Origin of the sequence: Rhizobium freirei PRF 81, assembly GCF_000359745.1 — a bacterium.
GTDB lineage: Bacteria > Pseudomonadota > Alphaproteobacteria > Rhizobiales > Rhizobiaceae > Rhizobium > Rhizobium freirei.
Genome location: NZ_AQHN01000086.1, coordinates 34,053 through 59,100 on the forward strand (window position 1 = coordinate 34,053; position 25,048 = coordinate 59,100).

A 25,048-nucleotide genomic window follows, 5' to 3' on the forward strand; every position below is an offset into this window, starting at 1 on the left:
ATGCTCCTCCCGTACTTGACGTTGAGGATCAGCGTGCGAAACGTGGATGGCTGGATGAATAGCGACAGCCCGCTTTCCCAGCTGGTCATCATCGACCCGGGGGCTATCACAAGAGGCGGGAGGATTGTGCCGTGCGTGGTCGACGTAAACTCCATCCCCTCATTTTGGGTTTTGAGATCTGATCTCCTGGAGCAATGATTACCCGAGGTGCGTTGGATCGCCATCTCAGACCTGCAAACGGTGCGCGCGTTTTCCGGAGTTCCCTGAGATCTGCCAGCCTATTTAGCGGCAGCGCCACCGCAGCAAATTCATTAAGGGGTTGCCGCCTGGCAAATGAGTGAGTGAGTTGAAACCGAATACCTAAGCTTTTGCCGCCATGCCCGCGCGATCTTTCGCGAGCGTGGCGGTCGGATTTATTGTATCAAACCGCGATTTTCGCTCTCTTCGAGCACGGGAGAGCGACGATCAATGCGGACTTGCAAGCTTGCCAGTGCCCCGGCAACTATAAGACCCTTTGGCGTCATATCGCCGGCCGTGGCAAAGACTGGATCGAGCACCGGCCGGCAACATCGGAAGCGTGCCGCCGCATCCGCAATCGTGATCAATGGGGCACGATAAGGTTGTCCGCAGTCGCCTCCCACAAGGACAATTTTCCCCGCCAGAGGCTTTGGACAGCCATCAAAGATTGTAAAGGCGGTTAGCCCATCACGCAACGCTTCTTCATCTACGAACAGCGAGTGCATATCGTCAAAGCGGATCATCTCGATTAGCCTGCTACCAATCAAGTCATAGATCGGAGCAATGCTTCCATCCTGAAGCTCAACCGCCCCAAAACGGGCGGTATCCGACTCTAACACGTACACGATATTTTTCATTTGCTTTAGCCTCCTATTTGAAGCGATCTCGTGCCCACAGAGATGAGGGAGAAGGGAGAGCTGTGATACCAACCATAGATAGCGGCGGCGCGACGCAATATGCTGTTCTCATAGGGCGTTGTAAATTGCCGTACGCGCCGATTTGGCACGTGTTTCGCAATCTGGACAGCTTTCCGGGTCGGCTGAAATTCTAAAGATTTGTACTGAAATCAGTTGAATCGAGCTGGTATTTCATAGGATACCTTTAGTGAGAACGCTTGAAGGTGAGCCAAATATATTTTGCGTTTTTTCGGCAAAAAAATGGAAAGCATTATGTCAGTCGACTCATTTTTTGAGCTGAGTATGCAATTTTCAGTAAGCGTAACGCGTGGAGAGCGCTGGATAACCCGATCGCCCGTCCCGACTTGTGACCTCAAAAAAACACGATCTGGAGGAGCCGATCTATGAACGGGTTTCGGCGATCCCCTCTGAGGCTGATGGCCTATCTCGCGTTCCCGCATGTCGATCATCAGACCTAAGCGACAGAGAGCCGCTTCGGGGTCGCAGTGAACAAAAACCACAGGAAAACCACCCTACAGATTCTAGACATCGCATTGATGCGTTTCTCACGATATCGGATCGGTCGGGAACGCCATGCCAGTGCGGTGCGTAACCTGGCGATAGCCAATTTGGTGCGATTGTGTTTTTTCTTGCACCAAGAGAAACCAGTGCCGATTTCAATTATGTATTGAAAAACAATAATAATATGCGAAATTAGTGCACGTTTGACGAATTCGCTTGATAGAAAGATGCGCCAAAAATGATCAAAAATGCAACGTTACAGGTTTTAACCTTAACGTTTTTCCGTATAAAAGAGATCTTGCGCGTTAACCCTCAGTCTCAGCAATGGCAGGTCCATCTTTGAAGCAATGGATTAAAGAACTCGGTTTACAGCAGGTCGTTGACCCACGCATAGACAAACCTGTCTATCGGAAGCCTTTTGATGGGCGAATTGTGCTTAGCGCCGAACTGGAAGAACAGATCTGCACCAGTCTTCGCGGCGCCCGCGACAGACGAAAACTGCCTCGATCGAAACTTGCGCCCCTGCTTGGGCTGAGCGAACAGGTTTACGGCCGCTACGAAAATAAGATCTCCCGCCTGACGGTATGCCGGCTAATTCATCTCTGTGAGGTTCTGGACGCCACTCCGGAGGAAATTATCGCGCCAGCAGCACCCCATCTCTGGGGTGGGACTGAAGCAAAAGCGGTTCTGCTATTGGCCTCAATCGAAAAGTTGCGGACCTTGGACGAAGAGACTCTGCGAGATGTTTTCAGCTTGTTAGGTCGCATAGGCGAGACCTGCGGCCAAAATGATGGCCAGACAGTAGGCGATCCTGAATGCCGCAATGGTGTCGAAATCGCAATTGGTAAGCAAATTGACGGCAGCAAATGACCGAAATGCGTTGCGCTAATTGAAGTAAATCCATCGTGACATTTCCCGGCCACTCCTCGAACATGTATTCTGCTGCTTTGTCCGCACTACCTATGGTAAGATATTGACCGACCCGACGCGTTTCGAGCGTCACTGGTAGCGTCCACCAGTGTAGCGTCATCTTCGTTTCTTCCGAACCGCGATGAACTGGGTTCCGACGGAACACAGGGAAGCGCTTCAGTGCGAGTGCCACTTCCCAGGGATGCCGATCTCAGGGAGAAACCAAAATGATATTCACTCAAGCCGACCTTGATATCGCAAATCGCCATATTGCCGAAAGTGAAGAACAGGTTTCACGGCAGGAGCGAAAGGTGACTGTCCTTCGTATGCAACACTTGGATACGGAATTGGCGGAAAACATTCTGACGGTTTTTTACGAAACGCTGCTGATCCATAACGCCAGTCGCGACATGATTGCTGCTCAGCTGAGACAGAAATGATCGCAATGCCTCTCCAGTGTGGTGAAGCATCCAACGGGCATCGGCATAGTTTTCGACGACGTCGGTCTATCAATTGGCGGTTTTCGCATGGCTGGTAACGGAGTGTGGAATGCCGCACCAGAAGTGTGGCTAAGCCGTACCGGTACTTTTCGATATGCGTGTATTCCACCCCTTTTGCACCACCAAGCACATTACCGCTGACCAGAATGTTTACCTGCTGGCGGTACAAGTTCACACACATTGTTATTTTAAACTGGCGTTCTATCGACGGCATCAAAGACATTCCTGCCAATCTGCCTTGCACCGTTCGCCGACTTGCCAGATCCGTTGAAAGCCAGGTGCTTCGATGGCCTCTCTTCCCTATAAACTCTAAGCCGATCTTGCGAGTATCCGCATGAGATGGGCTCCAGCAACATTGCTGGCATCCACTCAATGCTCTGCCGACGGGAGGGCAAGGCGCGATGCTTCCTGTAATAAAATCCCGCGCATCCATAGGCTCGCCGGATCACTGTTTTGAAGCGCAGGCCATTGAACGGCCTCTGTGAATGGGGGAAGCGGCAGTGGAAGGTCCATGATCCGAAGGGGCAAAACTTCTGCGAAATGTTGCGCCAGTCGCAACGGCACGGTCGCTATGCGATTGGTATTGGACAGAACGGGCAGGATCATGCTGAAGCCCTGCACGACGACCTCGATACGTCTCTTAAAACCGTGTTCGAGCAAATACCATTCTTCGATTGATGGTCTTCGTGAATTCCCGAATTTGGCCGCGACGTGCCCCATGGACATGTATCTGTCGAATGTAAGCGGCTGTGATAGCTCTTGGTTCCTGCCACAGCCCACGCATACGAGCCTTTCCTCAAACAGTTTCGCTCGAGGATGTCCAGTTGGCATGAACACGTCCGGGAGAATGATAAAATCGACTTCGCCACGGCGCAAAAGCTCGTCGTAATCATCGGCGAGGGGCAGGAATTCGAAGCTCACGCCTGGGGCTTCCCGCGCAGCACGCTTCACGACCTTTTCCATAAACACGAGTGTGAGGAAATCGGAAAGAATGATCCTGAAACGGCGATCCGACTGAAAGGGATCAAACGGCTCCCAGGAAATGATCGAAAGCTGGATATGGAGTAAGGCTTCACGTACGGCCGAAACAAGGCCCTTCGCACGCGGCGTCAGGACAAGTTCGCGACCATTCATCGTAAACAGTTCATCCTCGAAATAGACACGCAATCGGCCCACAGCAGCGCTCATCGCAGGCTGGCTGAGATTGATGCTGCGTGCCGCGGCCGTCAGGTTACGCTCGGTCATCAATGCGTCGAGCGCGACGAGAAGATTTAAGTCCAGTCCTTTGAAGCGCATCTTTTCCTTCATTCAAGATGTGGATGGTTGCCATCCAAACAATCAATTTTACCGATTCGGCATGATGGTGCATGAGGAAAATGTCGATAACCTGACAAGTATGTCGATTAGCAGACGAGTACATCGGCGTAAGCTTACGAACGACCGACGACGGTCGGAAGTATTCAGAGAGTTGATCATCTCAGACGCGAGCGAAATAGAAAGGTTCTACTATAACGATTGTATGCCGTTGCGACCGCCTGGGGCGTATGACGTGGGTAGACGAGCAGTTGCTGCAATCACACGATGTTTCCCTCAGAACTACAGCAGGAAAAAGGAGGTCTTTGCATGCGCTCAAAGGTGCGGTGGAGACTGTGCTGGGAAAACGAGTTGGAACTCGCCGAGCATATCGAGCTCGCCGACTTCTTTCGGATGACCTATGGGCCAACCGGGCCCTTTAATGCAAAACCATTCGAGGGCAGTCGAAGCTGGGCGGGAGCAAGGCCCGAACTTCGTCTCATCGCCTATGATGCTAATGGTGTCGCGGCTCATCTGGGCTTGCTGCGCCGATTTATTAAAATTGGCGCAATTGATCAGTTGGTGGGTGAGCTCGGACTATATGGCGTACGTCCGGATCTCGAGGGATTGGGGATCGGGCATTCAGTTCACGCCATGCTTCCTGTATTGCGCGAACTCGCCGTTCCATTTGCTTTCGGCACCGTTCGGCCCGCATTGCAAAAGCATATCGAAAGGTTCGGCCGTTACGGTCCGGTAACGATCTTATCGGGGATTCGTGTGTCGTCCACTCTACCGGAGGCGCGCCTCGACAAGCCGCCCACACGCATTGACGACGCGCTTGTCATCGTCCTGCCGATTGGAAGATCCATCTCCGATTGGCCTGCCGGCACGGTAATCGATCGGAACGGGCCAGAGCTATGACGCAACTCGATTGCTTATACGAAATGCCCAATGCGTGCGATGACGCCACCGACCGGCCGAGCATCTATCTGACATTTGACGACGGACCTCATCCCTTCTGTACGCCTGAGATTCTAGACGTGCTGGCGCAACATCAGGCGCCCGCAACCTTCTTCGTTATCGGAACTTACGCAGCCGAGCGGCCGAAACTCATCCAACGAATGATCGCCGAAGGGCACAAGGTCGCCAATCACACGATGACCCATCCGGACCTGTCCAATTGCGGTCCCGGCGAAATAGAACATGAGATATCTGAGGCGAGCAGGGCTATCAAGACTGCATGCCCGCAGGCGTCGGTGCAATATATGCGCGCTCCCTACGGGAGCTGGACCCAAGACGTTCTTTCCGTGTCGGCGAGCGCAGGGCTGGCGGCCGTCCATTGGTCTGTGGACCCGCGAGACTGGTCTCGTCCTGGCGTCGATGCCATTGTCGATGCAGTGCTCGCCTCTATCCGTCCCGGGGCAATCGTTCTGTTGCACGACGGATGCCCTCCAAGCGAGGCGAAGCCGAGCGTAGATAGCAGTCTGCGCCGTCATACCATCATGGCACTCTCTCGCATCATCCCAGTCGTGCGCGACCGCGGATTTTTAATCCGCTCGCTTCCTCAACATCACTGAAAGCGATATTCATGAATCTGCTCGACGCAACCAGCACTGCCGCTATCTCGCTTTATGCGATGCTCTCGACGGCTTATAAAAGCATGCAGGTCGTTTATGCTCGGCCAATCGAGGAGCCATCGACCTCTGCAGAGCCCATTGCTTCGGCGCAATGGCCGAGCGTCGATGTCATCATACCCTCCTTCAATGAGGATCCGGGCACACTCTGGGACTGCCTGGAGTCCATCGCGCAGCAAGAATACGCTGGGGATTTGAATGTCTATGTGGTTGATGACGGTTCCAGCAATCGCGACGCCATCACGCCCGTCCACACGGCGTTTGCACGCGATCCAAGATTCACATTCATTCTGCTCAGGGAGAATGTTGGAAAGCGCAAGGCGCAGATAGCAGCGATACGCCGTTCCTCTGGGGATTTGGTCCTCAACGTCGACTCCGACACCATTCTCGCCCCAGACGTCGTCGTGAAACTTGCACTCAAGATGCAAGATCCGGCAATTGGCGCGGCTATGGGCCAGCTTGCCGCCAGCAACCGCCACGAGACCTGGTTGACCCGTTTGATCGACATGGAATACTGGCTGGCCTGTAATGAGGAGCGCGCGGCACAGGCTCGTTTCGGTGCTGTCATGTGCTGCTGTGGCCCATGCGCCATGTACCGCCGGACTGCGCTTACCATGCTACTCGACCAGTACGAAACGCAAATGTTCCGGGGAAAGCGAAGCGATTTCGGCGAAGATCGTCATCTTACGATTCTCATGTTGAAGGCCGGATTTCGAACCGAATATGTTCCAACCGCCATCGCGGCAACTGTTGTTCCAAACAAGCTGCGCCCTTATCTGCGTCAACAACTTCGCTGGGCACGCAGCACTTTCCGTGACACGTTGCTTGCAATGAACCTTCTGCCTGGTCTTGACCGTTTTCTCACGTTGGACGTCATTGGTCAGAACCTCGGACCGCTCTTGCTCGCCCTATCGGTGCTAACCGGACTAGCGCAGTTCGCGCTCACCGGGACCGTGCCCTGGTGGACATGCCTGATGATCGCATCGATGACCATGATCCGCTGCAGCGTCGCAGCGGTTCGTGCTCGCCAATTTCGATTTATCGGCTTCTCCCTGCATACCTTCATCAACATCTTTTTCCTGCTGCCCTTGAAGGCCTACGCGCTCTGTACGTTGAGCAATAGCGATTGGCTGTCGCGCGGCTCTGCTGCCAAGGCAACAGGCAAGGGTGGAAAGCTGGACGCCATCCAAGACCCGGTTGCTGCATCAAGCCCGAGAGAATCGCAAGAAAATGAAGCTCCGCTTCGCCGGCACAATCTTGCGAGAGATGCTACCAGATCGATGGCATATGACGGCATTTGCACCGACCAGTAATGATCGCTCTATCAAGGTAGACGGCTTGAAAACGCACGACAATTATCAACTTTTAAATCGCGAACTGGCTGCAGATGATCCGTGGCGCCTCGACGGAAATCCGTTCGAACGCAAGCGTCACGCGCAAATGCTCCTGCTGTCGCTTGCCCAGGGGCCCATCGCAAATGCACTCGAAGTCGGGTGTGCGGCCGGCGCCTTCACGGAAAAACTGGCGCCCCATTGCCAGCGCCTCACCGTTATCGATGTCGTGCCAGAAGCGATTGATCGAACACGCCGGCGCATGAACAAGCCGGCACATATCAGCTGGGTTGTCTCAGACGTACAACAGTTTTCCTCTGAAGAGCTTTTCGATCTGATCGTGGTTGCAGAAGTTCTTTATTACCTCGGAGACATTGCCGAGATGCGAATGGCAGTTGGGAACCTGCTTCGCATGCTTGCGCCGGGCGGGCATCTGGTCTTCGGCTCGGCTCGCGATGCGAACTGCCAGCGCTGGGGTCATGTTACCGGCGCTGAGACGGTCATTGCCATTCTCACCGAAATGTTGGTCGAGGTAGAGCGTCTTGAGTTACAGGGGGACTCGGACAACGAAGACTGCTTGCTCGTCCGTTTCCGCAATCCGGTTTCCTCTTCCTAATCAATTGAAGTTTCGAGCTTAGACATGGAGACACTATGCGCATCTGTGGTATAAAGCTGACCCATGACGGGGCGATCGCCCTTATCGAGGACGGACGGCTAGTCTTCTGCATTGAGCAGGAGAAGCAAGACAACAATCGCCGATACCAAACCATCGACAATCTCGACGCAATTGTCACCGCGTTGGCGGAACACGGTCTTAATCCAAGCGACGTCGATCAGTTCGTCATCGACGGATGGGATGGTGAGATCGAGTCGCGTTTCCAGGTCCTCAGCGGCGCGGCTCCCGTCACTCTCACGGGGGCGCCCTACGTTGAACGCCACCCCGACGGTCTTCTCGATTCGCTCGACGGCTCCGGCCTTATTCTCGACGACCGGGTTCTTTCTTATAAGAGCTATCCGCATGTTACCGGCCATGTGGCCTCCGCATACTGCACCAGTCCATTCGCCAAGGCTGGTGAAGCCGCGTTCTGCCTGGTATGGGGTGGCTGCATCTTCCCGCGCCTCTATCACGTCGATGGCCACGGAGCGCGGTTCCTTGAGTCCTTATTCCCGATGATAGGGCAAGCTTACGCTGCCGCGGGCCATTACTTCGGGCCATATAAGCAGCCAAGCCGCGCGGGCTGGGACCTCGGTGTCGCCGGCAAGCTGATGGCCTATATCGCGCTTAGCTCGATTGATGAAGACATCGTCGCGGTGTTCGAAGAGCTCTACGAGGAGCACTTTTCAGGCGATGCCGAGCGAGCCTGTCGCTATCGCGCAAACATCAACGACGCTGAATCTTCCCTTATAGCCGTACATGACTTCTTCGATGCCAGCGTGGTCCGATTGGAGGATAAGGCGCCCGAAAACGTGCTTGCATCATTCCATTCTTTCCTGGAGCTTCTCTTAGTCCGTGAAATGGCGCTTGCCATGCAGCGCCACTCACTGCCAGGGCCGCGTAATTTATGCATAGCCGGCGGCTGTGGTCTCAACATCAAATGGAACAGTGCACTGCGCGAGACGGGCCTGTTCGATGCCGTCTGGGTTCCGCCATTTCCGAACGACAGTGGTTCTGCAATCGGTGCCGCCTGCAGCGCCATGGCGGCGCATGAAGGCTTTGTGCCGCTGGAGTGGTCGGTCTACAGCGGCCCGGCTTTGAAAAACGGCGATGCGCCGCCCGGATGGGAGGCTGCCCCGTGCAGCATATTAGAACTCGCCACGATCCTCGCCAGCAATAAGCCCGTTGTCTTTCTTGCCGGGCGCGCCGAGCTCGGACCCCGGGCGCTCGGAGGCAGAAGCATTCTCGCAGCCGCGACGTCGCCGCAAATGAAAGACTATCTCAACGAAGTCAAATTTCGCGAACACTTCCGGCCGGTGGCGCCAATATGCCTGGAGGACCTCGCGCCGGATATATTCAGTCCCGGAACGCCCGATCCCTACATGCTGTTCGACCACCAGACGCGCCCGGAGTGGAAGGACAAGATTCCCGCTGTCGTCCATCTCGACGGATCTGCACGTTTGCAAACCATTTCCAGGAGCTCTGAACACGCAGTTACCGAACTCCTCATCGAGTATGAAAAACTCACAGGCATTCCGCTGCTTTGCAACACGAGTGCCAACCTCCATGGACGGGGCTTCTTCCCGGATGCTGCCGCAGCCTGCGAATGGGGACGCATCGACCATGTATGGTGCAACGGCGTGCTCTTCACCAAGGAGCGGGTCGCCGAATTGGCGCCAGTTGGCGTCGCAGACAACATGAAGATGAGCACATGTCCACGGTAGCAATCGAACTTGCCGGTGTCACGAAGTCTTACGGCGAAAGGACCGTCGTCGACGGGCTGTCGTTTTCCGTTGGAGCGGGAGAATGCTTTGGCCTGCTCGGGCCGAACGGCGCGGGAAAAAGCACAATCGCGCGAATGGTTCTCGGCATGACTCTTCCTGATTCCGGCAAGATCAGCGTGCTCGGTGTACCCGTGCCGGCGCGCGCCCGCTTGGCACGCAGGCGCATCGGCGTCGTCCCTCAGTTCGACAACCTCGACGCCGAATTCACTGTGCGCGAAAATCTTGTGGTGTTCGGACGCTATTTCGGCATGAGCACACGCGAGGTCGAAAAGGTTATCCCGTCACTGCTCGAGTTCGCGCGCCTTGAGAGCAAGGCGCATGCACGCGTTTCCGAGCTGTCCGGCGGCATGAAGCGGCGCCTGACACTGGCGCGTGCGCTGATCAACGACCCGCAGCTGCTTGTCATGGATGAGCCGACGACGGGCCTTGATCCGCATGCGCGCCACTTGATCTGGGAGCGCCTGCGGGCACTTCTGGCGCGCGGCAAGACAATTATCTTGACCACCCACTTCATGGAAGAAGCTGAGCGTTTGTGCGATCGCCTGTGCGTCATCGAGAAGGGACGCATCATCGCCGAGGGCCGCCCGCATGCGCTTGTCGACGAGCAGATCGGCTGCCAGGTGATCGAAATATACGGCGGCAATCCGCATGAACTGCATTCAGCGATCCGGCCATATGCGCAACGGTTCGAGGTGAGCGGCGAGACGCTCTTTTGTTACGCGTCCGATCCGGAGCCGGTCTTGGCGCAACTGCGCGGGCGAACGGGCCTGCGTCTTTTGCAGCGGCCACCGAATCTGGAGGATGTTTTTTTGCGGCTGACCGGGCGCGAGATGGAGAAATGAATGATGGGTGAAGGTTATGCGACAACGCTGCCGGCTAACGCTTGGAACTGGATTGCGGTTTGGCGCCGCAACTATCTGGCATGGAAGAAGGTTGCGCTTGCGTCGATACTCGGGAATCTCGCCGATCCCATGATCTACCTGTTCGGTCTCGGTTACGGCCTCGGCATAATGGTCGGTCGCGTGGACGGGGCTCCATATATCGCGTTTCTGACGGGCGGCATGGTTGCGGCAAGTTCCATGACATCTGCTACCTTCGAAACGATTTATGCGGCTTTCGCTCGCATGCAATCTCACCGCTGGGAAGCAATCCTATACACACAACTGACGCTCGGCGATGTCATTCTCGGCGAATTGGCATGGGCGGCCACCAAGGCGTTTCTGGCCGGGACGGGAATTTTGATCGTCGCCACTATGCTCGGCTATGCGGCGTGGACGTCGATCCCCTGCGTGCTGCCGGTTATTGCGCTAACAGGGTTTGCATTCGCGAGCGTGGCCATGGTCGTCGTGGCACTCGCACCCAGTTACGACTATTTCATTTTCTACCAGACGCTCGTCCTCACGCCGATGTTGTTCCTCTGCGGCGCGGTCTTTCCGGTCGCGCAACTGCCGGGCGGATTTCAGGAAATGGCGCAGTTGCTGCCGCTCGCACATGCGATCGACCTCATTCGTCCAGCAATGCTCGGCCGGCCGGCGGAAAGCGTCGGCCTGCATGTCGGTGCGCTCTGCCTTTACGCGGCATTGCCGTTCTTCCTTTCGGCAACGCTTCTGCGGCGCCGTCTGATGCCCTGAAGCCGTGACCGCTTACGAAACGGAGTGATGAAATGCAGTATCGCGGACTCGGCCGCAGCGGCCTGAAAGTAAGCGCGTTCGGCTTGGGTACGATGGGCTGGGGAGAGCAGAACACGGAAGCCGAGGCACGCGCGCAACTCGGGGCGGCTCTCGATGTAGGCGTAAACTTTGTCGACACGGCGGAGATGTATCCTGTACCACCGCGCGTCGGGACGACGGTCTCTCGGCGCGCTATATCGACAGTTGGCTGCGCAAAACCGGCCGCAGGCAGGATGTGGTGCTTTCGACCAAAGCGGTCGGTCCCGTCCGGCCAGCCAAAGCAAACCTGCCCTATATCCTGGACGGCCGCGTCAGCTACACGCGCGCAAACCTTTTCGAAGCAGTCGATGCCAGCCTTCAAAGGCTGCAGACGGATCATACCGATCTGTTTCAGCTGCACTGGCCAGACCGCAGTACGAACGTCTTTCAATAGCCTGGCGTAAAGAACCAGCCGGAGAGCCCTTACGCTCGTCGGCGCAACGGCGAAGTTCTTGTGCGGGCGCCATCCCCACCTTTGTGATCAATAACAGTTGGAAACATGCGCAATGATCCATTCCCTACCGTCGCCGGAGCCATTTGTAATCCTTGCGATGCCGCGAACTGGGACGCACTATCTCGAAGCGTTGCTGAACGATCATCCAAATATCTTGAGCAACGGTGAGTTGCTCAACAGCTATGATGAAAATTGGCCCGATAAGGATCGCCTGAGGCACAGCGATCGCGAGCTTCTCGAGCTCGCCTACATGCGCTATCCACCAGCCAAGAAGAAGGTGACGCATGTCGGCTGTAAAATTAACGAGCCTCAATTTTATGAGCGTCCAGGCTTTTTCGACGAATTGGCTCGCTGGCAAGGCCTCAAAGTCATTTTGCTTACTCGCAATACATTGGAATCCCTACGATCGCTGGTGCAGGCAAGGCAAACGGGTCAGTGGCTGAAATTCAGCCCGGACCGTAATGAGCCCCCAAGTGTCTCGCTGTCAGTGAACGAATGCGAAGCCTATTTCAAAGCTGCCGACGATTTCCATGCGCGGGTCAAGGATGCGTTTGATCCGAGCAAACTGCTGATGATCGAATACCAGGATCTTCTTCTTAAACCGAGCGCATGCCTGGCAGCCGTTTTGGCCTTCCTGGGAGCTCCCGCGCATCGGTTTTCCAATCGCGCCACCATTCAACGGCAGGAAACACGCTCGCTCGCTCGCTCGCTGCGGAATTTTGTAGAGCTACGGCGGCACTTTGCAGGCGGCCCCTACGCGAAGTTCTTCGAGCTTGACGACGCATCGGCTCCGCAAGGATAAATGAGATGTCTTTCGACAATCTGCGATACCTCGAATCCGAAGCCATCCATATCATTCGGGAGGTCGCTGCGACCTTTTCCAATCCGGTAGTGCTCTATTCCATCGGAAAGGACTCCTCCGTTTTATTGCATCTCGCAATGAAGGCGTTCTTCCCGGGAAAACCGCCCTTTCCCTTTCTTCATGTGGACACCCGGTGGAAGTTTCGGGAGATGATCGATTTCCGCGACCGCATGATGCGGGAAATGGACCTGAAATTGATTGTCCACGTCAATCAGGATGGCATCGATCAGGGTATCAGCCCGTTTCGAGACGGCTCCAACGTGCACACGCACATGATGAAGACCATGGCGCTGCGCCAGGCGTTGGACAAATTCAGTTTCGATGCTGCGCTCGCAGGCGCACGCCGCGAGGAGGAAAAATCGCGAGCCAAAGAGCGGATCTTTTCCATTCGCAACGCACAGCATGCTTGGGATCCGAAACGCCAGCGTCCGGAGATGTGGAGAACCTACAATACGCGTGTCAGCGCAGGCGAAACGATGCGCGTCTTTCCGCTTTCCAACTGGACGGAACTCGACGTCTGGGAATACAACCAAAAGGAAAACATCCCGGTCGTGCCACTCTATTTCGCGGCGCCGCGGCCCGTCGTTCAGCGCGGTGCGGGGATGATCATGGTCGATGACGAGCGCATGCCGCTTGAGCCCGACGAAACGGTCACGCAGCGCATGATCCGTTTCCGTACGCTCGGCTGCTACCCTTTGACGGGCGCGATCGAATCCAGTGCGGAGACGGTGCCGGAAATCCTGCGCGAGATCGTGGAGGCACGCACCTCCGAAAGACAGAGCCGGCTGATCGATTTCGACGAGGCCGGCGCAATGGAGAAGAAGAAGCGGGAAGGGTACTTCTGATGCCATATCCTTTTTCGATATCGCCGCATGACATGGAAGAGCATCTGGTCCAAGAGGACAAAGGACCGGTTCTTCGATTCATTACCTGCGGTTCGGTCGATGACGGCAAATCGACCTTGATCGGGCGACTGCTCTGCGATGCGCAACTGGTCTTCGAAGACCAATTGGCAGACCTTCGCCACGGGGGCATCCGCGGCGGCAATGGCGAGGAAATCGATTTCTCTCTGGTGCTCGACGGCCTTGAGGCGGAGCGCGAACAGGGCATCACCATAGATGTTGCCTATCGCTATTTCTCCACGTCGAAGCGCAAGTTCATCGTTGCCGACACGCCAGGCCACTTCGAATATACGCGCAACATGGCGACGGGCGCATCAACTGCCGACCTTGCCGTCATCCTCGTCGACAGCCGCCAAGGCATACTCCAGCAAACACGCAGGCATTCCTATCTCGCCTCGCTTCTCGGCATTCGCCATGTCGTCCTGGCTGTGAACAAGATCGATCTCATCGATTTCAGCGAGCCGATATTTGATGCCATTGTGGCCGAATACGTGCGCTTCTCGGCGAAGCTGGGTTTTGCCAGCGTAATGGCCATTCCGATGTCCGCCCGCTTCGGAGACAATGTTGTTTCGAAATCGGGGAAATTACCCTGGTATCAAGGCTCCCCGCTTCTTGAATATCTGGAAACGGTGGAACTCGACGCACCTGACAGGCAAGAACCCTTTCGTTTTCCTGTTCAGCTCGTCATGCGGCCGAATGCGGATTTTCGAGCTACGCGGGCCGGATCGCATCCGGAAAAATTGCGGTCGGCGATCCGGTGATCGTTGCAAAATCAGGTCTGCGATCGTCGGTCAGGGCGATCATTGCCCCTGATGGCAACCAGATATCTGCCGCAGAAGGGGAACCGGTAACCTTGGTTCTTGCCGACGAGGTAGATGTCTCGAGGGGCGACATGCTGGTTGACCCCGCCTCAAGACCTTTTGTCTCGGACCAATTTCAGGCGCATCTTATTTGGTTCGATGCCAATCCGATGCTCCCCGGACGAAGCTATCTCTTGCGGACGGAGACGGACAGTGTCAGCGCCACGGTGACTGTGCTCAAGCACCAACTAAATGTCGACAGCTTCGTTCGCGAACCGGCCAAACTGCTTCAGATGAACGAGGTGGGCGTCTGCAACATCATGACGCAACGACCGATCGTCTTTGACGCCTACAAGGAAAATAGGTCAACCGGCAATTTCATCATCGTCGATAGGGTAAGCAGCGCGACCGTCGGCGCCGGCATGATTGATTTCCCGCTTCGTCGTGCCGACAACGTTCATTGGCAGGCGCTCGACGTCGACAAGGCCGCGCGGTCGGCTCTCAAGAACCAAAAGCCTGCTGTCCTTTGGCTCACCGGTCTGTCCGGTTCGGGCAAGTCGACGATCGCCAATGCACTCGAAGCGCTTCTGCATACTTGCGGCAAGCATACCTATCTATTGGACGGAGATAACGTACGCCACGGGCTTAATCGTGACCTTGGCTTTACCGCAGTTGATCGGGTCGAGAACATACGCCGCGTCGCTGAGGTCGCCAAGTTGATGGCGGACGCAGGGCTGATCGTAATTTGCTCCTTCATCTCGCCCTTCCGAGACGAGCGGCGTATGGCGCGCGAGCTCATGGGCGAAGGCGAGTTCATCGAAATCTTTGTTGACACGCCTTTAGACGAATGTGCGCGCCGAGATCCGAAAGGGCTTTATAAGAAGGCCTTTGCCGGAAACATTGCCAATTTCACCGGCGTCTCGTCTCCCTATGAGGCTCCGGAGAATCCGGAACTTCACCTCAAAACCATGGGCCAGGAGCCAGCGAGGTTAGCGCTTCAGATAGAAGAGTTCCTTCGAAGCCGAATGGAGGAGAAATAGCTCACTGGCCCAGTGCAGACAGGAATTTTAGCAACTGAGAGCCTGTCAACAGGGGAGGGCCGAAAATCTCCTGCAGCTGCTTCGCTGAGAAGAGTAGCCGGCCAGGCCAGCGGGTGCTGGCGTTTCACCAGCTTTACGGACCATATGACGGCAGCCTACCGAGAATACACCTTCAAATACTGGATGGACACTCATCGCAGCGAGGAAATCTTCTTCGTCCTGCAGGTCCAGAAGGTTATGCCAAAAACCTTCGTTGCATTTGGCTCCTGCCGGTACGTGGAGGAAGGGGAGAGGCTTCCCCGATCTCACATCATCGCTGATTGCAAGTCGGAAGCTGATGCGCTCGCCTTACGCGATCGGTTCTTCGCCATACGAGTCGATACGGGCAAGACTATCGAAAAGGAGATGTATCGGCGCGTTGATAAGTTCGCAGCGCGCGCAGAGGGGAAGACGCGAAGACGCTGAAGAAAAACCTATCGCTGCCTCCCACATATATTCGGGAGGCAGGCATGACCTCACCGGCCGTACACAAAGACCCCATCCTCTCGGGCCGCCTTAATGATCGCCTCTCGCACTTCTTCGGCAGTTATTCTGCCCTCATGGGCTGCAAGAACCGCTCTCTTGGCGTCTTCATAGGCTTCGCCGGTATTCTCTGCCGGCCATTCGTTGAGCAGGAAATCGGCAGCGCGCTCGGCGCTGTTGATCGCGACCGCTCTGCCGGCCTGTCTCGTTTCCAGCATCAGAGTTTTATCCCACCATTGTGTGGTCATGGCATTATTCCTCCGCAATCAAAACTGGCGATCAGATGCTTGGTTCCAAGGAGGGCGGCGTGATGCTCATCTTCGAAAGATCCTGTATTCGCATTCGGGTACCCCTCGCACATGCAGGGTTCGCTTATCGCCTACGTGTTTCCAGAATCTCTTTTTGTCCGCTACGCGACTATCTGCGAGGCCTTGGCGCCGACGTCAGGCTTTCAAGACTGATCGAGAGGCGGCTTTCATGCGCAACAGTTGATTGGCAGCCGCGTCAAGTTCCGTTCGCAGGGATCCGACATGGCGTCGACATTGTTCATGATCTAGAAGGCGGCAGTCGGTTCCGCAAGAACGACGAGCGCGGAAATTCATCATCCGCCCGCCATGCTCGGTCCGCCGCAAAGCGCCCAGGGCTCCCCGTAGCTAGTTTCCGTCCACAAACAGGCGTATTTAAGCGCGTTTACAAGGGTTTGTCCTTTGCGGTGAGAGTGGTTTTGGGGCGACGGACAGGATCATGAACGCTTGTGATTGGGCAGTATACAGTTGGCGGCGCTGAGGCGTACGCCACGAGGCCGGCATTGTAGCGACGGCGCAATTCTAAAAGCTGGTCGGAGTTCAGGTCGGTTTGAGGCGGATGAAGAGGACGAGGTTGTAAGCCACGACGGAGGACCAGACGTAGGTCTTGAAGTGGTCAAGGCCCCGCCAGGTGCAGCGTGCCAGGCCGTAGGCACGCTTGAGGCATGATATTCCGGCTTCGATACCGGCGCGGAAGTTGCGCAACTTGCGATAGACCCAATTGCTTCTGACCATGTCCTCGACCTTGAGGCCAGCTTTCTTGTGGAATGCCATGTCGCGAACGCCCCAGGTCTTGGCTGTGGCCAGGTTGCCGCGACTGGCAAAGCCGCCGTCGGCCGCCGCCTGCCGCGGCGCGTTTCCATAGACGGCGATGTGGCGCTCCAGCATCGGCAGCAGCCGCTCGCTGTCGGGCGGATTACCTGCCTCGATCACCAGATCGAGGATCATGCCGCTTCTGCCGGTGGTCAGGTTGAGCTTGTGGCCGTATTCGGTCTCGCGGCTACCTTTGACGATGATATCGGCATGGGGTTCGAACAGGCTTACCAGCTTCTCGCCCGCCGGCAGCTTCTCGCCCGCCAGTACTCGCCGCTCGCTCTGTTTGATGATGCGTTCGATCAGCGGTCGATAGCGGCAAACCTGGGCCTGCCAGAGTTGGACGAGCGGATTGCTCGCCGCTGCCAGTCGCTCGGTTGCCTGCTTCAGGTATGCCAAGGTCGCGCAGGCGATCGCGATCAGCTCACGGTAGAGCCGGACCCGATTGGGCTGACCGCGTGTGAACTGGATCTCGCGGGCACGCTTCTTGGCCGCGCGGCAATGATCGCGCCATGCCAGGCCGGCGCCGACCAAGGTATCTGCCTTCTTCAGCAGGCGCACCATGACCCGCACGGCATCCCACAGCAGGCTGCTGTCGCTCGGTTCGTGCATGAGTGCCGAGGTCACTGTACTGTCCAGCCGCACGACCGTGCCGTCTTCCAGCTTCGCCTGCCGAGCGCTCGACAGCAGCGCCCGATTGATCACTTCCCAGGTCTCGGGTCGGATCGCGCTGATCGTCTTTTGCAGCACTGACTTTTGCGGGCTCCATGACCACGGCAGGCGCGCAAAGGCCCGAAACGACGCGGAGTCCTCGAGATGGAACGCCAGTTCCTGGTAGCTCAGCTGCCGGTATTGCTTGAGCAATGCGCAACGCAGCACTGCCTCGGCCGGCAGCCCTTGCCGTCCGGTGGCCTTGACGCCGTGCCGACCCAGATCCCGCCCCACCAAGCCAAACAGATCGTGGTGCTCGTCCAGCCACTGCGACATCGACTTCAGTTCGTGGCCGATCTCGTGCGTGGCGAAAAGATCGAATATACTGGCTTGGACGGTGCGTTCCTGGCGCATTGTCGGCTCCGGCGGTTGCAGATTGTGCTTCGGAATCAGTGGCATGAGCCCAAAGTATACCTGAAACCGCCGGGCCTTGCTTGCGCAAAATTCAGATTCACTTAATAATATCAATAACTTGATGTTCGTGGACGGAAACTAGCTAGAGTCGCCAGGCAGAACTTAATAGCCCATTCGAATACCATTCGGCGTGATGGGGCCTGCGAACCGAATCCTGGAAGCGGCGGTTAGGTCGTCGTCTACAAGGACGGCCGGGAAATCGCTGCATTGTCCGCAGGCTTCGGTGAGACCGCGAACAATGTCATCGAGCTTACCGGCATGCTGCACGCTACCCAATGGATCATCGATTATTTCAAGAAGGACGAGCCGGCAACGATCTGGCGTGACGCCATGTACGTCGTGAACGGATGCAATGAATGGCGTAACTCCTGGGAGAGATGATTTTGGAGCGCCTGATCGAGGCGATGGAGACGGATATCGCGTAGCCCGTAAGGGTCGGGCCGAAGGCATTCGGAAGCAGCATGCCGCAATACCTCCATTCCGCCGCGGAAAACTTCGCCCGTCGGCGCGAGGACATCATCAAGACCGGTGGCGCCAGAACCCGCGAGGATGAAGCCGCCCAACGCAGGCAAACCGACAAGTCTTTAAGGTTTGTTGTCATAGACCGCAGAGTGGCAGGTCACCGCCGATCTACAATACGGTCGATTATACAAGGAAATTTGTCGAGGAGTGCCTCCTCAAAGGGCGTATATCATTGATGACATTACCATGTTCTAATTCAACAGTCGGCCGTGCCCACGACCGTAATTGAAACGAGCACTTGATGGAAACTCTGCCCCTATCCCTATTCGGATAGGGGCTTTTTGTGGGTGTGCTTGGGCATTGCTGTACGAAATACCGTTGTCATGCAGTCCGATGGTACAACGCGGCCTGTTACTCCCAGGTCTGTCGATTGTACCAATCGTCGATGTCGCGCCGCGCCCGATCTTTTTCCAAGCCGTAGCGTTGTTCTTGGATCTTGCCTTCGAGCTGATCTCGGCGTCCGTCGATTAGATCCAAGGTCGTCATCCGTGAGCTGTCCCCACTGCTCTTTCACCTTGCCCTTGATCTGCTTCCAATTTCCTTCAACTCTATTCCCATCCATGATGTTCTCATCGTAAGGGTTGTCCCTGCAGCGGTAATGTAGATCGGCTATCTTTGTTCGCCAAATAGTTGGAGGGGCCGCCGCGCGAAGCTGGGCAAAGCGAGCGCGCGGAAGCTGGGGTTAGGCCTCCGCTTTTTTTCAAGCATGCAGAAGTGGAATCAAGCCCTGAACGATAGATTCTGCCAATGCTTCCTATCGCTTCGCTATCTGGAAATTTCATAATCAAGGGCTTCTTGCCCCAATCGTCCGACTACGGATCAATGGCAAAGTATTTTACCAAGAAGGGGTTCGCTAAAAGTGGCCATGCACCAGCAAGTCTGGCGAGGTGGCGTTCGTCATGAATGCCTTGCTTATAAAGAGTGACAACGATTGGTGCCAGTCGCTGGGCTTCATTTACATCTTTCATTAGGTTCAATCTTGAGAAAATCTGCTCGAAAGCAAGCTGACAAATCTCTAGGTCACGCAGACCAAAGATTGCCTCATGGTTTCGAATATATTGGGAAAACGTCGAACCATCCTCATCATGCCGCTCCGCCGGGCTGGATACCGGTGACCCCATCTCGGGAGAATCCGAAACCATCCGCTGCTCTCCGATCGTGCATGAGTATACAACGCACGTTTACACTCCAGGCAACATTCTCGCAACCTGAGGCATCATTTCTTTGAGCATCTTCTCGGCGCCGCCACTTTACTGCTGAGCGGGCGTTTTCGCGGGCGGCGTTGTGGTGGTCGGCTGTGTCGTTGTCGTCTGGGCTGGGGCGTTGGGATTTGTCGTGCTGGTGTGGGGCCAGAAAGCCCAGGCGAGAGCTGCGACTACAATAATCCCGAGAATGACAACCCATGGCATCCAAGGTTGGCGACGTACCGGTGTCGTTCTGAGATCTGGGGCACGCTTGTTGATGTCGTTGCTCATCTGAGTACTCCTCTGGGACGTAACCTTTAGCTGCAGCAAAGGTTCCTGACCACGAGGCGTTGCGGTGAAGTTGCGCTAATATTGCGCGCAGTTCATTGGGTTGGTTGATGTCCGTGATCGGATTCATCTCGCAAGTATTTGGCATCGTATAAGAATGGAAGAAGCCGAGCCGTTCCGGGCACAATCTTGGACTCGTCGGCGTCGACCTCGAGGCGAGCTGTCCATCTAATCATGTGGTTGTTGTCGGTCGGGTCCAACGTCGGAAACTTGAGGCGACGGCTTTGATCAGTTGTGACCACATCAATGGTATAGCTATCGTCTTCAAGGTATCGATCTGAGATGATCTCCACATGGAACCGGCCACCTTCCGTCCTGGCATCGCCCTCGTAGCCACATCGCTGGATGCAACCTGGCAAATCACCCCTGACTGTGAATGAGATCAATGTGCCGTCCACCAGGTTGGTTATCCCGTTAAAAGACGGTGGATTTCCTTTGCTCATGGTTATCGCGAGCGTCAGATCGTTGTCGCTGGCCGCAAAGGCAGAAGGGACCATGATGAGCGACAGTGCGGCAACGACGACGGCGTGATGCATAGCAATCCCCCAATTACCGCAATGATTATCGGGAATGATCTAAGAGTCGAGTCAACTATGCGTGCGAGCGTGGCGCCCTGTGAACGGCTCAAATTCATCGTCGCCGTGCAGATATTCCAGCTCATGGTCAATGTGGTCGATCGCCCAACAGAGCGCCTCGATCTCGCTTCTCAGGTGCTCGGCCAAGTCCCCGGTGATACTGGCGATATCGGCCGCCGGCAGGGACGCCCTGCTGTTGATAATCTTGATCTCGTCAGCTTCAAGACCGGCAAGGTGGTGCTTCGCCCGCTCGATCTGGAACAACAGCTTGCCGCGGTGATCCAGTAGGTATTCTCTCGTCTCGTCGATCATTTGGGCGTCTCCGAGGGATGTGGCTGTAGCCTTATATGCTTCGAGACCGTGTTCGGTAATCCAAAAATATTCGATATTGTCGATACAATCTCTGGGGACGAAACCGCGGGCCTCCAGACGGCTAACGATATCGTCGCCGCACCCATAAAAGCCCACGCAAGGCGGGCCCGGAAAGGTGGAATGATGGAGGTGATTTAGGAGATGCCGGCCGTGTGACGCGCTGACATCATCTTTGATGCGACAAGGCTAAAATGCCTGATAGGATTTGAGCTTAATCGTGGAGGGGACCATGAAATCAGCGGCAAACGACAAAGAAAATCTGCCGCCCGTCGAGCAGGAGTGGGCCAGCGCCATGCTAGTCATTGCATGGCCGTTTGGGGTTTTTGCCATTGCGCTTTGCTGTAAGTTCTTCGTGTAGCGATTAAGCCCCCGCCTGACCTAACGCTCGGGCCTGGCCAAGACGGTTGTCGGGATGTTGATTTTGGGGATTCTAGCCGTCGTCCCAACAATGATGGTGCAGTCTCTCGTGCCCATAAATCACGCTCTTCGTCACTCGCTCTCAGTTTGAGCAAGCGATCGGTGCCGCTGCGAAGCGCTCCCTGGCTCACGCTTGCGGCTATGCCGGATTGACAAGAGCAGCCGCAACTTCACCAATCGGCAGGTCAATCAGGGTGATGCCGCATTCCGTGCAGAAGCGGCGTTCGTTCTTGGTCATGGTTTTGGCATCAATCACAGCGAAGTGTGGGCCGTTGGAGCGCTTCATGATCTGGCGGGCAAAGATGCGCAACATCTGATCGTCGAAGCGGCAGCCCAGAAAGAAAAAGCCGCGGTTGGTGCGCCGTGCTTTGACGGCTTCGGGGATCGGCGTCTGGATATCGATCTCTGTCAGAACTTCGACATAGTCCGCATCTGACACGAGAAAATTAGCAGCGGGCCGAACGCTTCCATGAGGCGTATACAACACCGTTTTTGCTGCCGGACCGGGCCTGAGTTCCTTTCCGGACAAATCGTAGGTTCTCGTCCATATATCGCGGTTCTCATTTGCCCGCGTAACGCCTTGTATCTCGACCACGTCTGTTCGGCCATTCGCCACGAGAGCCGCGCGCATCGTCCCGTCGTACCAGCTGTCGATGATGAGCGAGAGTGGCAGCGTTGCAAGCCAGGCATGGAGGCCGGTCAGCGGCGCGGATGAGGCGAATATCTCCGCCATCCAGGCTTGAAGCGTCCGACGATGCCTGCGCTGCTCGATAAACTGTGCGACCGACCACATGTTGCTGCGTATCTTGGAAGGTGCTGTCGCCCGTGTGTTAAGAGCTGCTGCAACGCCTTCTGGACCATCAGGTACAGGCGGTGCCGCCGAACTTTGCCGGAGAAGCCCGGGACCGAGATATGGGATTATTGCGTCTGCGGCGAGCGCTTCCTTCAGCAAATAAAGTTGCTTTTCGGCGTAATCGCCCCGGCAGACCAAAAGATGATCGGATTTAGGAAGCACGGGCATGCCGCTGTCGCTTTTTGTCGTTCGTTAGCAGCGTTTAGTCCTCCTCAGATATCTTCTTTGCCTCGACCGTAATGGGCAGGCGCGTGTCCTTTGGCAGATCGGGCAGGGCTAGCCTCCATCCATTCCTAAGCAGCACGCAGCCGCCCCATAGATTTTCATTTTCCATAGCAATGATCGGCTCTTCGAGATCCTTCTTGGAAACATATGCCGATAAGCCGGTTCCGGTTCTGCGGATCATCACTTTCACGGGGCTATTCCTTCCCTGGCGCTGGTAGTCGTTTCGGCAATGCTTGCTGCGGCTTTGTCGAGGCTCGTCAGTTCACGCGCGCGCATGCCGACGATGGTGCCGCGATCCACCCATTCGACCGCATAGATATAGAACTGCTGGAGAAAGGTGCCGATGTCGCGCACATAACCCTCATCGCCCTTTCGCACCAGGTTTTCGCCAACGTCTTTGCCGGGATAGGTGCCGTCATTCTTTATGTGGCGCGTGGCACGAACCCGCTCGCCTGGTAGAAATTGCGGTGAACAGCCGATTTCCACTTCTTGTTCGCGTCCTATGCCCACGGTGGTGCCTCACTTTCTTGAGACTGCTCGGCTTAACCGCGGAGGTCAAACCTTTGGACGAGATATTGCCTTCGGCGGCCAGCGAACAGGCGATCAGGCTGGAACGCAGGTCTTCGGTACCGGACATACCGATGCGCATTGCTGCGTCTCGAAAGCTCCCTCGCATTCTGTGCACTTCTTCGGATCGATCACGTAGTTCTCGCCCTTCAGTTCTATCGCACCTGATGGACATTCGAACTCGCAGGCTCCGCACTGGGTGCATTGGGATGCGATGATCTTGAAGGCCATTTTCAACTCCTGAGGAGGTTAAACTAAAAAAAATTCACGCCGTCCCTGTCAGCAGGTCGACTCCAAACTCGGTGGCATAAACCATGCTGATGGCGGTTTCGATGTACTCATAGGTATAAGAGTCCACTGCTCGAATGCCCGCGTCCGCCAACCGCTTTTTAGGGCAATCTCCGATCTTTGCGCAGAGCACGATGTCGATCCCCTCGAGCGCAACTATCACACCGTCGAGTGTAGCGTCGTCACCCCAACCGCCGCGGCAATATTGCTCGACCTTGCGATGCCCCACGAAGGCGATTCCTCTCGGAGAGGCTTCATAAATCTGGAACTCTTTCGCATGGCCGAAATGTTCGTTTATGCGGCCGCCGCCCTTGGTCGCCACCGCGACGTGAAGCGACCCGTCGGGGCCGGCTGCTTTGACCATTTCGATCGCCTCGCTCTTGGCTGCTGCGTGATTGCCTCTCTCCCGCGCCACTACTTCCCGGTATGCCTCGCGATTGCGCTCGTCGTACGAGACTGCATCGGGAATGTGGTCGAGCGTGAATTCTTTGCCACGATCCTCGCCGAGCAGACCGACGGCATCGGCCCGGCATTGCCGACAATGACGCATCAGCTTGGCGCCTTTTTCGAGACGACCTTGAAGCGCCTTCAATTCGATTGCCCGCGGAGCGCGCTGTCCGGTCAGGCCATAGTAAGTGCCGTGCGCTGGGTCCGAAATCAGGGGCATCACATTATGCAAGAACGCGCCGCGCTCTTTCACCCATCTGTTCACCTCGATCAGGTGCTCGTCATTGACCCCGGGTATCATGACCGAATTGACCTTGACGAGGATGCCCCGCGCCGCCAGCATTTCCAAACCCAACATCTGTCGCTTGTGCAGGATTTCGGCGGCTTCGATGCCGGTGTAGCGCCGGTGATTGTAAAAGACCCAGGGATATATCTTTGCGCCGATTTGCGGGTCGACCATGTTGATTGTGATGGTCACGTGATCGACATTCATGCGTGCAAGCTCATCGACATGATCTGGCAATGCTAGCCCGTTGGTGGAGATACACAGCTTGACGTCGGGAATTTCCGCGGCAACTTTTTCGAAGGTCGCCTTGGTTCTCCTCCAGTCGTAACAGGCATCGCCCGGACCGGCGATTCCGACGACCGAAAGCTGCGGCACTTCGTTGGCGACCGAAATAACTTTGCGCAGCGCCTGCTCTGGCGTCAGCTTTTCCGAGACGACACCGGGCCGGCTTTCGTTTGCGCAGTCATATTTCCGATTGCAGTAGTTGCACTGGATATTGCAAGCCGGTGCGACGGCGACGTGCATGCGCGCGAAATAGTGGTGTGCTTCTTCCGAGTAGCAGGGATGATCCTTTATCTTCTCCCATGTCGCTGGATCCATGTCATCCGGTTTTGCGGTTGAGCCGCAGGATGAGGATTTGCAGCTGTCGGACTTCGCATTGGTCAGCCTATTGTCGGACGTTTTGGCGCTGGCCGAGCGATCAAGCGAAATCATCGATGCGGTCATCTAGCAATTCCGTTGCTGGTGAAGATTGCAGTTCAAACTGCAAGACCTATGCCAGGGCCCGGGATTGTCTTATGTCCGGCGTTTTAGTGTTTCGCGTTGGATTGCATACACTTGCTCCCGCACGATTTCGTTCGTTCATGACAATCGGCACATGGATCTCGTCG

At 56.0% G+C, this 25,048-nt stretch carries 27 protein-coding genes and 3 pseudogenes; 17 read left to right on the plus strand and 13 right to left on the minus strand.

Annotated elements, in window-relative coordinates:
* Nucleotides 1-413: 413 nt before the first annotated feature.
* Complete coding sequence (locus RHSP_RS26595) at nt 414-875, minus strand: DUF3846 domain-containing protein (protein WP_004125939.1); 462 nt, start codon at nt 873-875, stop codon at nt 414-416.
* An 885-nt stretch (nt 876-1,760) separates the two neighbouring features.
* Between RHSP_RS26595 and RHSP_RS26600 the strand changes: the two genes are divergently transcribed.
* Both RHSP_RS26600 and RHSP_RS26605 read left to right on the plus strand, forming a co-directional pair.
* Entirely contained in the window at nt 1,761-2,306 is a 546-nt protein-coding gene (locus RHSP_RS26600; protein WP_004125942.1) for a helix-turn-helix domain-containing protein, read from the plus strand.
* Nucleotides 2,307-2,572: 266 nt separating this feature from the next.
* Nucleotides 2,573-2,785, plus strand: coding sequence for a hypothetical protein (locus tag RHSP_RS26605; protein WP_004125950.1), 213 nt, complete (start codon nt 2,573-2,575; stop codon nt 2,783-2,785).
* A gap of 429 nt (nt 2,786-3,214) precedes the next feature.
* Here RHSP_RS26605 and RHSP_RS26610 read toward each other — a convergent pair whose 3' ends face one another.
* Nucleotides 3,215-4,141 carry a LysR family transcriptional regulator gene (locus tag RHSP_RS26610; RefSeq protein ID WP_004125953.1) on the minus strand — a complete coding sequence of 309 codons (927 nt, stop codon included), beginning with the start codon at nt 4,139-4,141 and terminating at the stop codon, nt 3,215-3,217.
* Nucleotides 4,142-4,468: 327 nt separating this feature from the next.
* Here RHSP_RS26610 and RHSP_RS26615 point away from each other — a divergent pair, with 327 nt between their 5' ends.
* From RHSP_RS26615 to RHSP_RS26670, 13 genes and pseudogenes are all read left to right on the plus strand, one after another.
* Entirely contained in the window at nt 4,469-5,059 is a 591-nt protein-coding gene (locus RHSP_RS26615) for a NodA family N-acyltransferase (protein WP_004125955.1), read from the plus strand.
* A complete protein-coding gene (gene nodB, locus RHSP_RS26620) occupies nt 5,056-5,715 on the plus strand; it encodes a chitooligosaccharide deacetylase NodB (protein WP_004125963.1) in 660 nt (219 codons plus the stop codon). The genes RHSP_RS26615 and nodB overlap by 4 nt, the downstream gene beginning before the upstream one ends.
* An 11-nt stretch (nt 5,716-5,726) precedes the next feature.
* Complete coding sequence (gene nodC, locus RHSP_RS26625; RefSeq protein ID WP_004125966.1) at nt 5,727-7,085, plus strand: chitooligosaccharide synthase NodC; 1,359 nt, start codon at nt 5,727-5,729, stop codon at nt 7,083-7,085.
* Nucleotides 7,003-7,719, plus strand: a complete 717-nt coding sequence (gene nodS, locus RHSP_RS26630) for a nodulation methyltransferase NodS (protein WP_004125970.1) — start codon at nt 7,003-7,005, stop codon at nt 7,717-7,719. The genes nodC and nodS overlap by 83 nt, the downstream gene beginning before the upstream one ends.
* Before the next feature lie 35 nt (nt 7,720-7,754).
* Nucleotides 7,755-9,482, plus strand: coding sequence for a nodulation protein NodU (gene nodU / locus RHSP_RS26635; protein WP_004125972.1), 1,728 nt, complete (start codon nt 7,755-7,757; stop codon nt 9,480-9,482).
* Nucleotides 9,470-10,384, plus strand: a complete 915-nt coding sequence (gene nodI, locus RHSP_RS26640) for a nodulation factor ABC transporter ATP-binding protein NodI (protein ID WP_004125976.1) — start codon at nt 9,470-9,472, stop codon at nt 10,382-10,384. The genes nodU and nodI overlap by 13 nt, the downstream gene beginning before the upstream one ends.
* 3 nt (nt 10,385-10,387) lie before the next feature.
* Entirely contained in the window at nt 10,388-11,173 is a 786-nt protein-coding gene (locus RHSP_RS26645; protein WP_004125979.1) for an ABC transporter permease, read from the plus strand.
* Nucleotides 11,174-11,265: 92 nt separating this feature from the next.
* Nucleotides 11,266-11,313 (plus strand): annotated as a pseudogene (locus tag RHSP_RS35885) (aldo/keto reductase); the annotation flags it as partial.
* 134 nt (nt 11,314-11,447) lie between these two features.
* The gene (locus tag RHSP_RS35890; RefSeq protein ID WP_331384342.1) at nt 11,448-11,645 is read left to right on the plus strand and encodes an aldo/keto reductase; all 198 of its coding nucleotides are present in this window, start codon (nt 11,448-11,450) and stop codon (nt 11,643-11,645) included.
* A 112-nt stretch (nt 11,646-11,757) separates the two neighbouring features.
* Nucleotides 11,758-12,507, plus strand: a complete 750-nt coding sequence (locus RHSP_RS26655; RefSeq protein ID WP_004125985.1) for a sulfotransferase domain-containing protein — start codon at nt 11,758-11,760, stop codon at nt 12,505-12,507.
* 5 nt (nt 12,508-12,512) lie between these two features.
* Entirely contained in the window at nt 12,513-13,412 is a 900-nt protein-coding gene (gene cysD / locus RHSP_RS26660; protein ID WP_004125988.1) for a sulfate adenylyltransferase subunit CysD, read from the plus strand.
* A pseudogene (nodQ, locus tag RHSP_RS26665) lies at nt 13,412-15,309 on the plus strand (bifunctional sulfate adenylyltransferase/adenylyl-sulfate kinase NodQ). Before cysD ends, nodQ begins: the two are co-directional and overlap by 1 nt.
* 144 nt (nt 15,310-15,453) lie before the next feature.
* Nucleotides 15,454-15,774: a hypothetical protein gene (locus tag RHSP_RS26670; protein WP_004125998.1), complete on the plus strand. Its 321-nt coding sequence runs from the start codon at nt 15,454-15,456 to the stop codon at nt 15,772-15,774.
* Between the two features lie 50 nt (nt 15,775-15,824).
* Here RHSP_RS26670 and RHSP_RS26675 read toward each other — a convergent pair whose 3' ends face one another.
* The gene (locus tag RHSP_RS26675; RefSeq protein WP_004126001.1) at nt 15,825-16,079 is read right to left on the minus strand and encodes a DUF982 domain-containing protein; all 255 of its coding nucleotides are present in this window, start codon (nt 16,077-16,079) and stop codon (nt 15,825-15,827) included.
* A gap of 597 nt (nt 16,080-16,676) precedes the next feature.
* On the minus strand, nt 16,677-18,014 hold the full coding sequence (locus RHSP_RS26680) for an ISNCY-like element ISRtr6 family transposase (RefSeq protein ID WP_004126005.1): 1,338 nt from the start codon (nt 18,012-18,014) through the stop codon (nt 16,677-16,679).
* Between the two features lie 267 nt (nt 18,015-18,281).
* On the opposite strand from RHSP_RS26680, the gene RHSP_RS34895 reads away from it, so the two are divergent.
* On the plus strand, nt 18,282-18,455 hold the full coding sequence (locus RHSP_RS34895; RefSeq protein ID WP_154660803.1) for a ribonuclease H family protein: 174 nt from the start codon (nt 18,282-18,284) through the stop codon (nt 18,453-18,455).
* 492 nt (nt 18,456-18,947) lie between these two features.
* On the opposite strand, the pseudogene RHSP_RS26690 reads toward RHSP_RS34895, so the two are convergent.
* From RHSP_RS26690 to RHSP_RS26705, 4 genes and pseudogenes are all read right to left on the minus strand, one after another.
* Nucleotides 18,948-19,158 (minus strand): annotated as a pseudogene (locus tag RHSP_RS26690) (CsbD family protein).
* Nucleotides 19,159-19,408: 250 nt separating this feature from the next.
* Nucleotides 19,409-19,738: a hypothetical protein gene (locus RHSP_RS26695; protein WP_240535518.1), complete on the minus strand. Its 330-nt coding sequence runs from the start codon at nt 19,736-19,738 to the stop codon at nt 19,409-19,411.
* A gap of 425 nt (nt 19,739-20,163) precedes the next feature.
* Nucleotides 20,164-20,664, minus strand: coding sequence for a hypothetical protein (locus RHSP_RS26700; protein WP_240535519.1), 501 nt, complete (start codon nt 20,662-20,664; stop codon nt 20,164-20,166).
* A 51-nt stretch (nt 20,665-20,715) separates the two neighbouring features.
* A complete protein-coding gene (locus tag RHSP_RS26705) occupies nt 20,716-21,015 on the minus strand; it encodes a hypothetical protein (RefSeq protein ID WP_037136675.1) in 300 nt (99 codons plus the stop codon).
* Nucleotides 21,016-21,304: 289 nt separating this feature from the next.
* Here RHSP_RS26705 and RHSP_RS35895 point away from each other — a divergent pair, with 289 nt between their 5' ends.
* Nucleotides 21,305-21,433: a hypothetical protein gene (locus RHSP_RS35895; protein WP_276307846.1), complete on the plus strand. Its 129-nt coding sequence runs from the start codon at nt 21,305-21,307 to the stop codon at nt 21,431-21,433.
* A gap of 198 nt (nt 21,434-21,631) precedes the next feature.
* Here RHSP_RS35895 and RHSP_RS26710 read toward each other — a convergent pair whose 3' ends face one another.
* The 5 genes from RHSP_RS26710 to nifB form a co-directional block, all read right to left on the minus strand.
* Nucleotides 21,632-22,513 carry an SIR2 family NAD-dependent protein deacylase gene (locus RHSP_RS26710; RefSeq protein WP_004126018.1) on the minus strand — a complete coding sequence of 294 codons (882 nt, stop codon included), beginning with the start codon at nt 22,511-22,513 and terminating at the stop codon, nt 21,632-21,634.
* Between the two features lie 34 nt (nt 22,514-22,547).
* Nucleotides 22,548-22,760 carry a putative nitrogen fixation protein NifT gene (gene nifT / locus RHSP_RS26715; RefSeq protein ID WP_004126022.1) on the minus strand — a complete coding sequence of 71 codons (213 nt, stop codon included), beginning with the start codon at nt 22,758-22,760 and terminating at the stop codon, nt 22,548-22,550.
* The gene (locus tag RHSP_RS26720; RefSeq protein ID WP_004126025.1) at nt 22,757-23,080 is read right to left on the minus strand and encodes a nitrogen fixation protein NifZ; all 324 of its coding nucleotides are present in this window, start codon (nt 23,078-23,080) and stop codon (nt 22,757-22,759) included. Before RHSP_RS26720 ends, nifT begins: the two co-directional genes overlap by 4 nt.
* Nucleotides 23,081-23,173: 93 nt before the next feature.
* Entirely contained in the window at nt 23,174-23,368 is a 195-nt protein-coding gene (locus RHSP_RS34020; RefSeq protein ID WP_004126027.1) for a 4Fe-4S binding protein, read from the minus strand.
* 34 nt (nt 23,369-23,402) lie between these two features.
* Nucleotides 23,403-24,884, minus strand: coding sequence for a nitrogenase cofactor biosynthesis protein NifB (gene nifB / locus RHSP_RS26725; RefSeq protein WP_004126030.1), 1,482 nt, complete (start codon nt 24,882-24,884; stop codon nt 23,403-23,405).
* Between the last annotated feature and the right edge of the window lie 164 nt (nt 24,885-25,048).

What these genes read in the sequence shown, in the direction of transcription:
- RHSP_RS26595 (WP_004125939.1), bottom strand. Translation starts at nt 875, where the DNA reads ATGAAAAATATCGTGTACGTGTTAGAGTCGGATACCGCCCGTTTTGGG.
- RHSP_RS26600 (WP_004125942.1), top strand. Translation starts at nt 1,761, where the DNA reads ATGGCAGGTCCATCTTTGAAGCAATGGATTAAAGAACTCGGTTTACAG.
- RHSP_RS26605 (WP_004125950.1), top strand. Translation starts at nt 2,573, where the DNA reads ATGATATTCACTCAAGCCGACCTTGATATCGCAAATCGCCATATTGCC.
- RHSP_RS26610 (WP_004125953.1), bottom strand. Translation starts at nt 4,141, where the DNA reads ATGCGCTTCAAAGGACTGGACTTAAATCTTCTCGTCGCGCTCGACGCA.
- RHSP_RS26615 (WP_004125955.1), top strand. Translation starts at nt 4,469, where the DNA reads ATGCGCTCAAAGGTGCGGTGGAGACTGTGCTGGGAAAACGAGTTGGAA.
- nodB (WP_004125963.1), top strand. Translation starts at nt 5,056, where the DNA reads ATGACGCAACTCGATTGCTTATACGAAATGCCCAATGCGTGCGATGAC.
- nodC (WP_004125966.1), top strand. Translation starts at nt 5,727, where the DNA reads ATGAATCTGCTCGACGCAACCAGCACTGCCGCTATCTCGCTTTATGCG.
- nodS (WP_004125970.1), top strand. Translation starts at nt 7,003, where the DNA reads ATGAAGCTCCGCTTCGCCGGCACAATCTTGCGAGAGATGCTACCAGAT.
- nodU (WP_004125972.1), top strand. Translation starts at nt 7,755, where the DNA reads ATGCGCATCTGTGGTATAAAGCTGACCCATGACGGGGCGATCGCCCTT.
- nodI (WP_004125976.1), top strand. Translation starts at nt 9,470, where the DNA reads ATGTCCACGGTAGCAATCGAACTTGCCGGTGTCACGAAGTCTTACGGC.
- RHSP_RS26645 (WP_004125979.1), top strand. Translation starts at nt 10,388, where the DNA reads ATGGGTGAAGGTTATGCGACAACGCTGCCGGCTAACGCTTGGAACTGG.
- RHSP_RS26655 (WP_004125985.1), top strand. Translation starts at nt 11,758, where the DNA reads ATGATCCATTCCCTACCGTCGCCGGAGCCATTTGTAATCCTTGCGATG.
- cysD (WP_004125988.1), top strand. Translation starts at nt 12,513, where the DNA reads ATGTCTTTCGACAATCTGCGATACCTCGAATCCGAAGCCATCCATATC.
- RHSP_RS26670 (WP_004125998.1), top strand. Translation starts at nt 15,454, where the DNA reads ATGACGGCAGCCTACCGAGAATACACCTTCAAATACTGGATGGACACT.
- RHSP_RS26675 (WP_004126001.1), bottom strand. Translation starts at nt 16,079, where the DNA reads ATGACCACACAATGGTGGGATAAAACTCTGATGCTGGAAACGAGACAG.
- RHSP_RS26680 (WP_004126005.1), bottom strand. Translation starts at nt 18,014, where the DNA reads ATGCGCCAGGAACGCACCGTCCAAGCCAGTATATTCGATCTTTTCGCC.
- RHSP_RS26695 (WP_240535518.1), bottom strand. Translation starts at nt 19,738, where the DNA reads ATGGTTTCGGATTCTCCCGAGATGGGGTCACCGGTATCCAGCCCGGCG.
- RHSP_RS26700 (WP_240535519.1), bottom strand. Translation starts at nt 20,664, where the DNA reads ATGCATCACGCCGTCGTCGTTGCCGCACTGTCGCTCATCATGGTCCCT.
- RHSP_RS26705 (WP_037136675.1), bottom strand. Translation starts at nt 21,015, where the DNA reads ATGATCGACGAGACGAGAGAATACCTACTGGATCACCGCGGCAAGCTG.
- RHSP_RS35895 (WP_276307846.1), top strand. Translation starts at nt 21,305, where the DNA reads ATGAAATCAGCGGCAAACGACAAAGAAAATCTGCCGCCCGTCGAGCAG.
- RHSP_RS26710 (WP_004126018.1), bottom strand. Translation starts at nt 22,513, where the DNA reads ATGCCCGTGCTTCCTAAATCCGATCATCTTTTGGTCTGCCGGGGCGAT.
- RHSP_RS34020 (WP_004126027.1), bottom strand. Translation starts at nt 23,368, where the DNA reads ATGGCCTTCAAGATCATCGCATCCCAATGCACCCAGTGCGGAGCCTGC.
- nifB (WP_004126030.1), bottom strand. Translation starts at nt 24,884, where the DNA reads ATGACCGCATCGATGATTTCGCTTGATCGCTCGGCCAGCGCCAAAACG.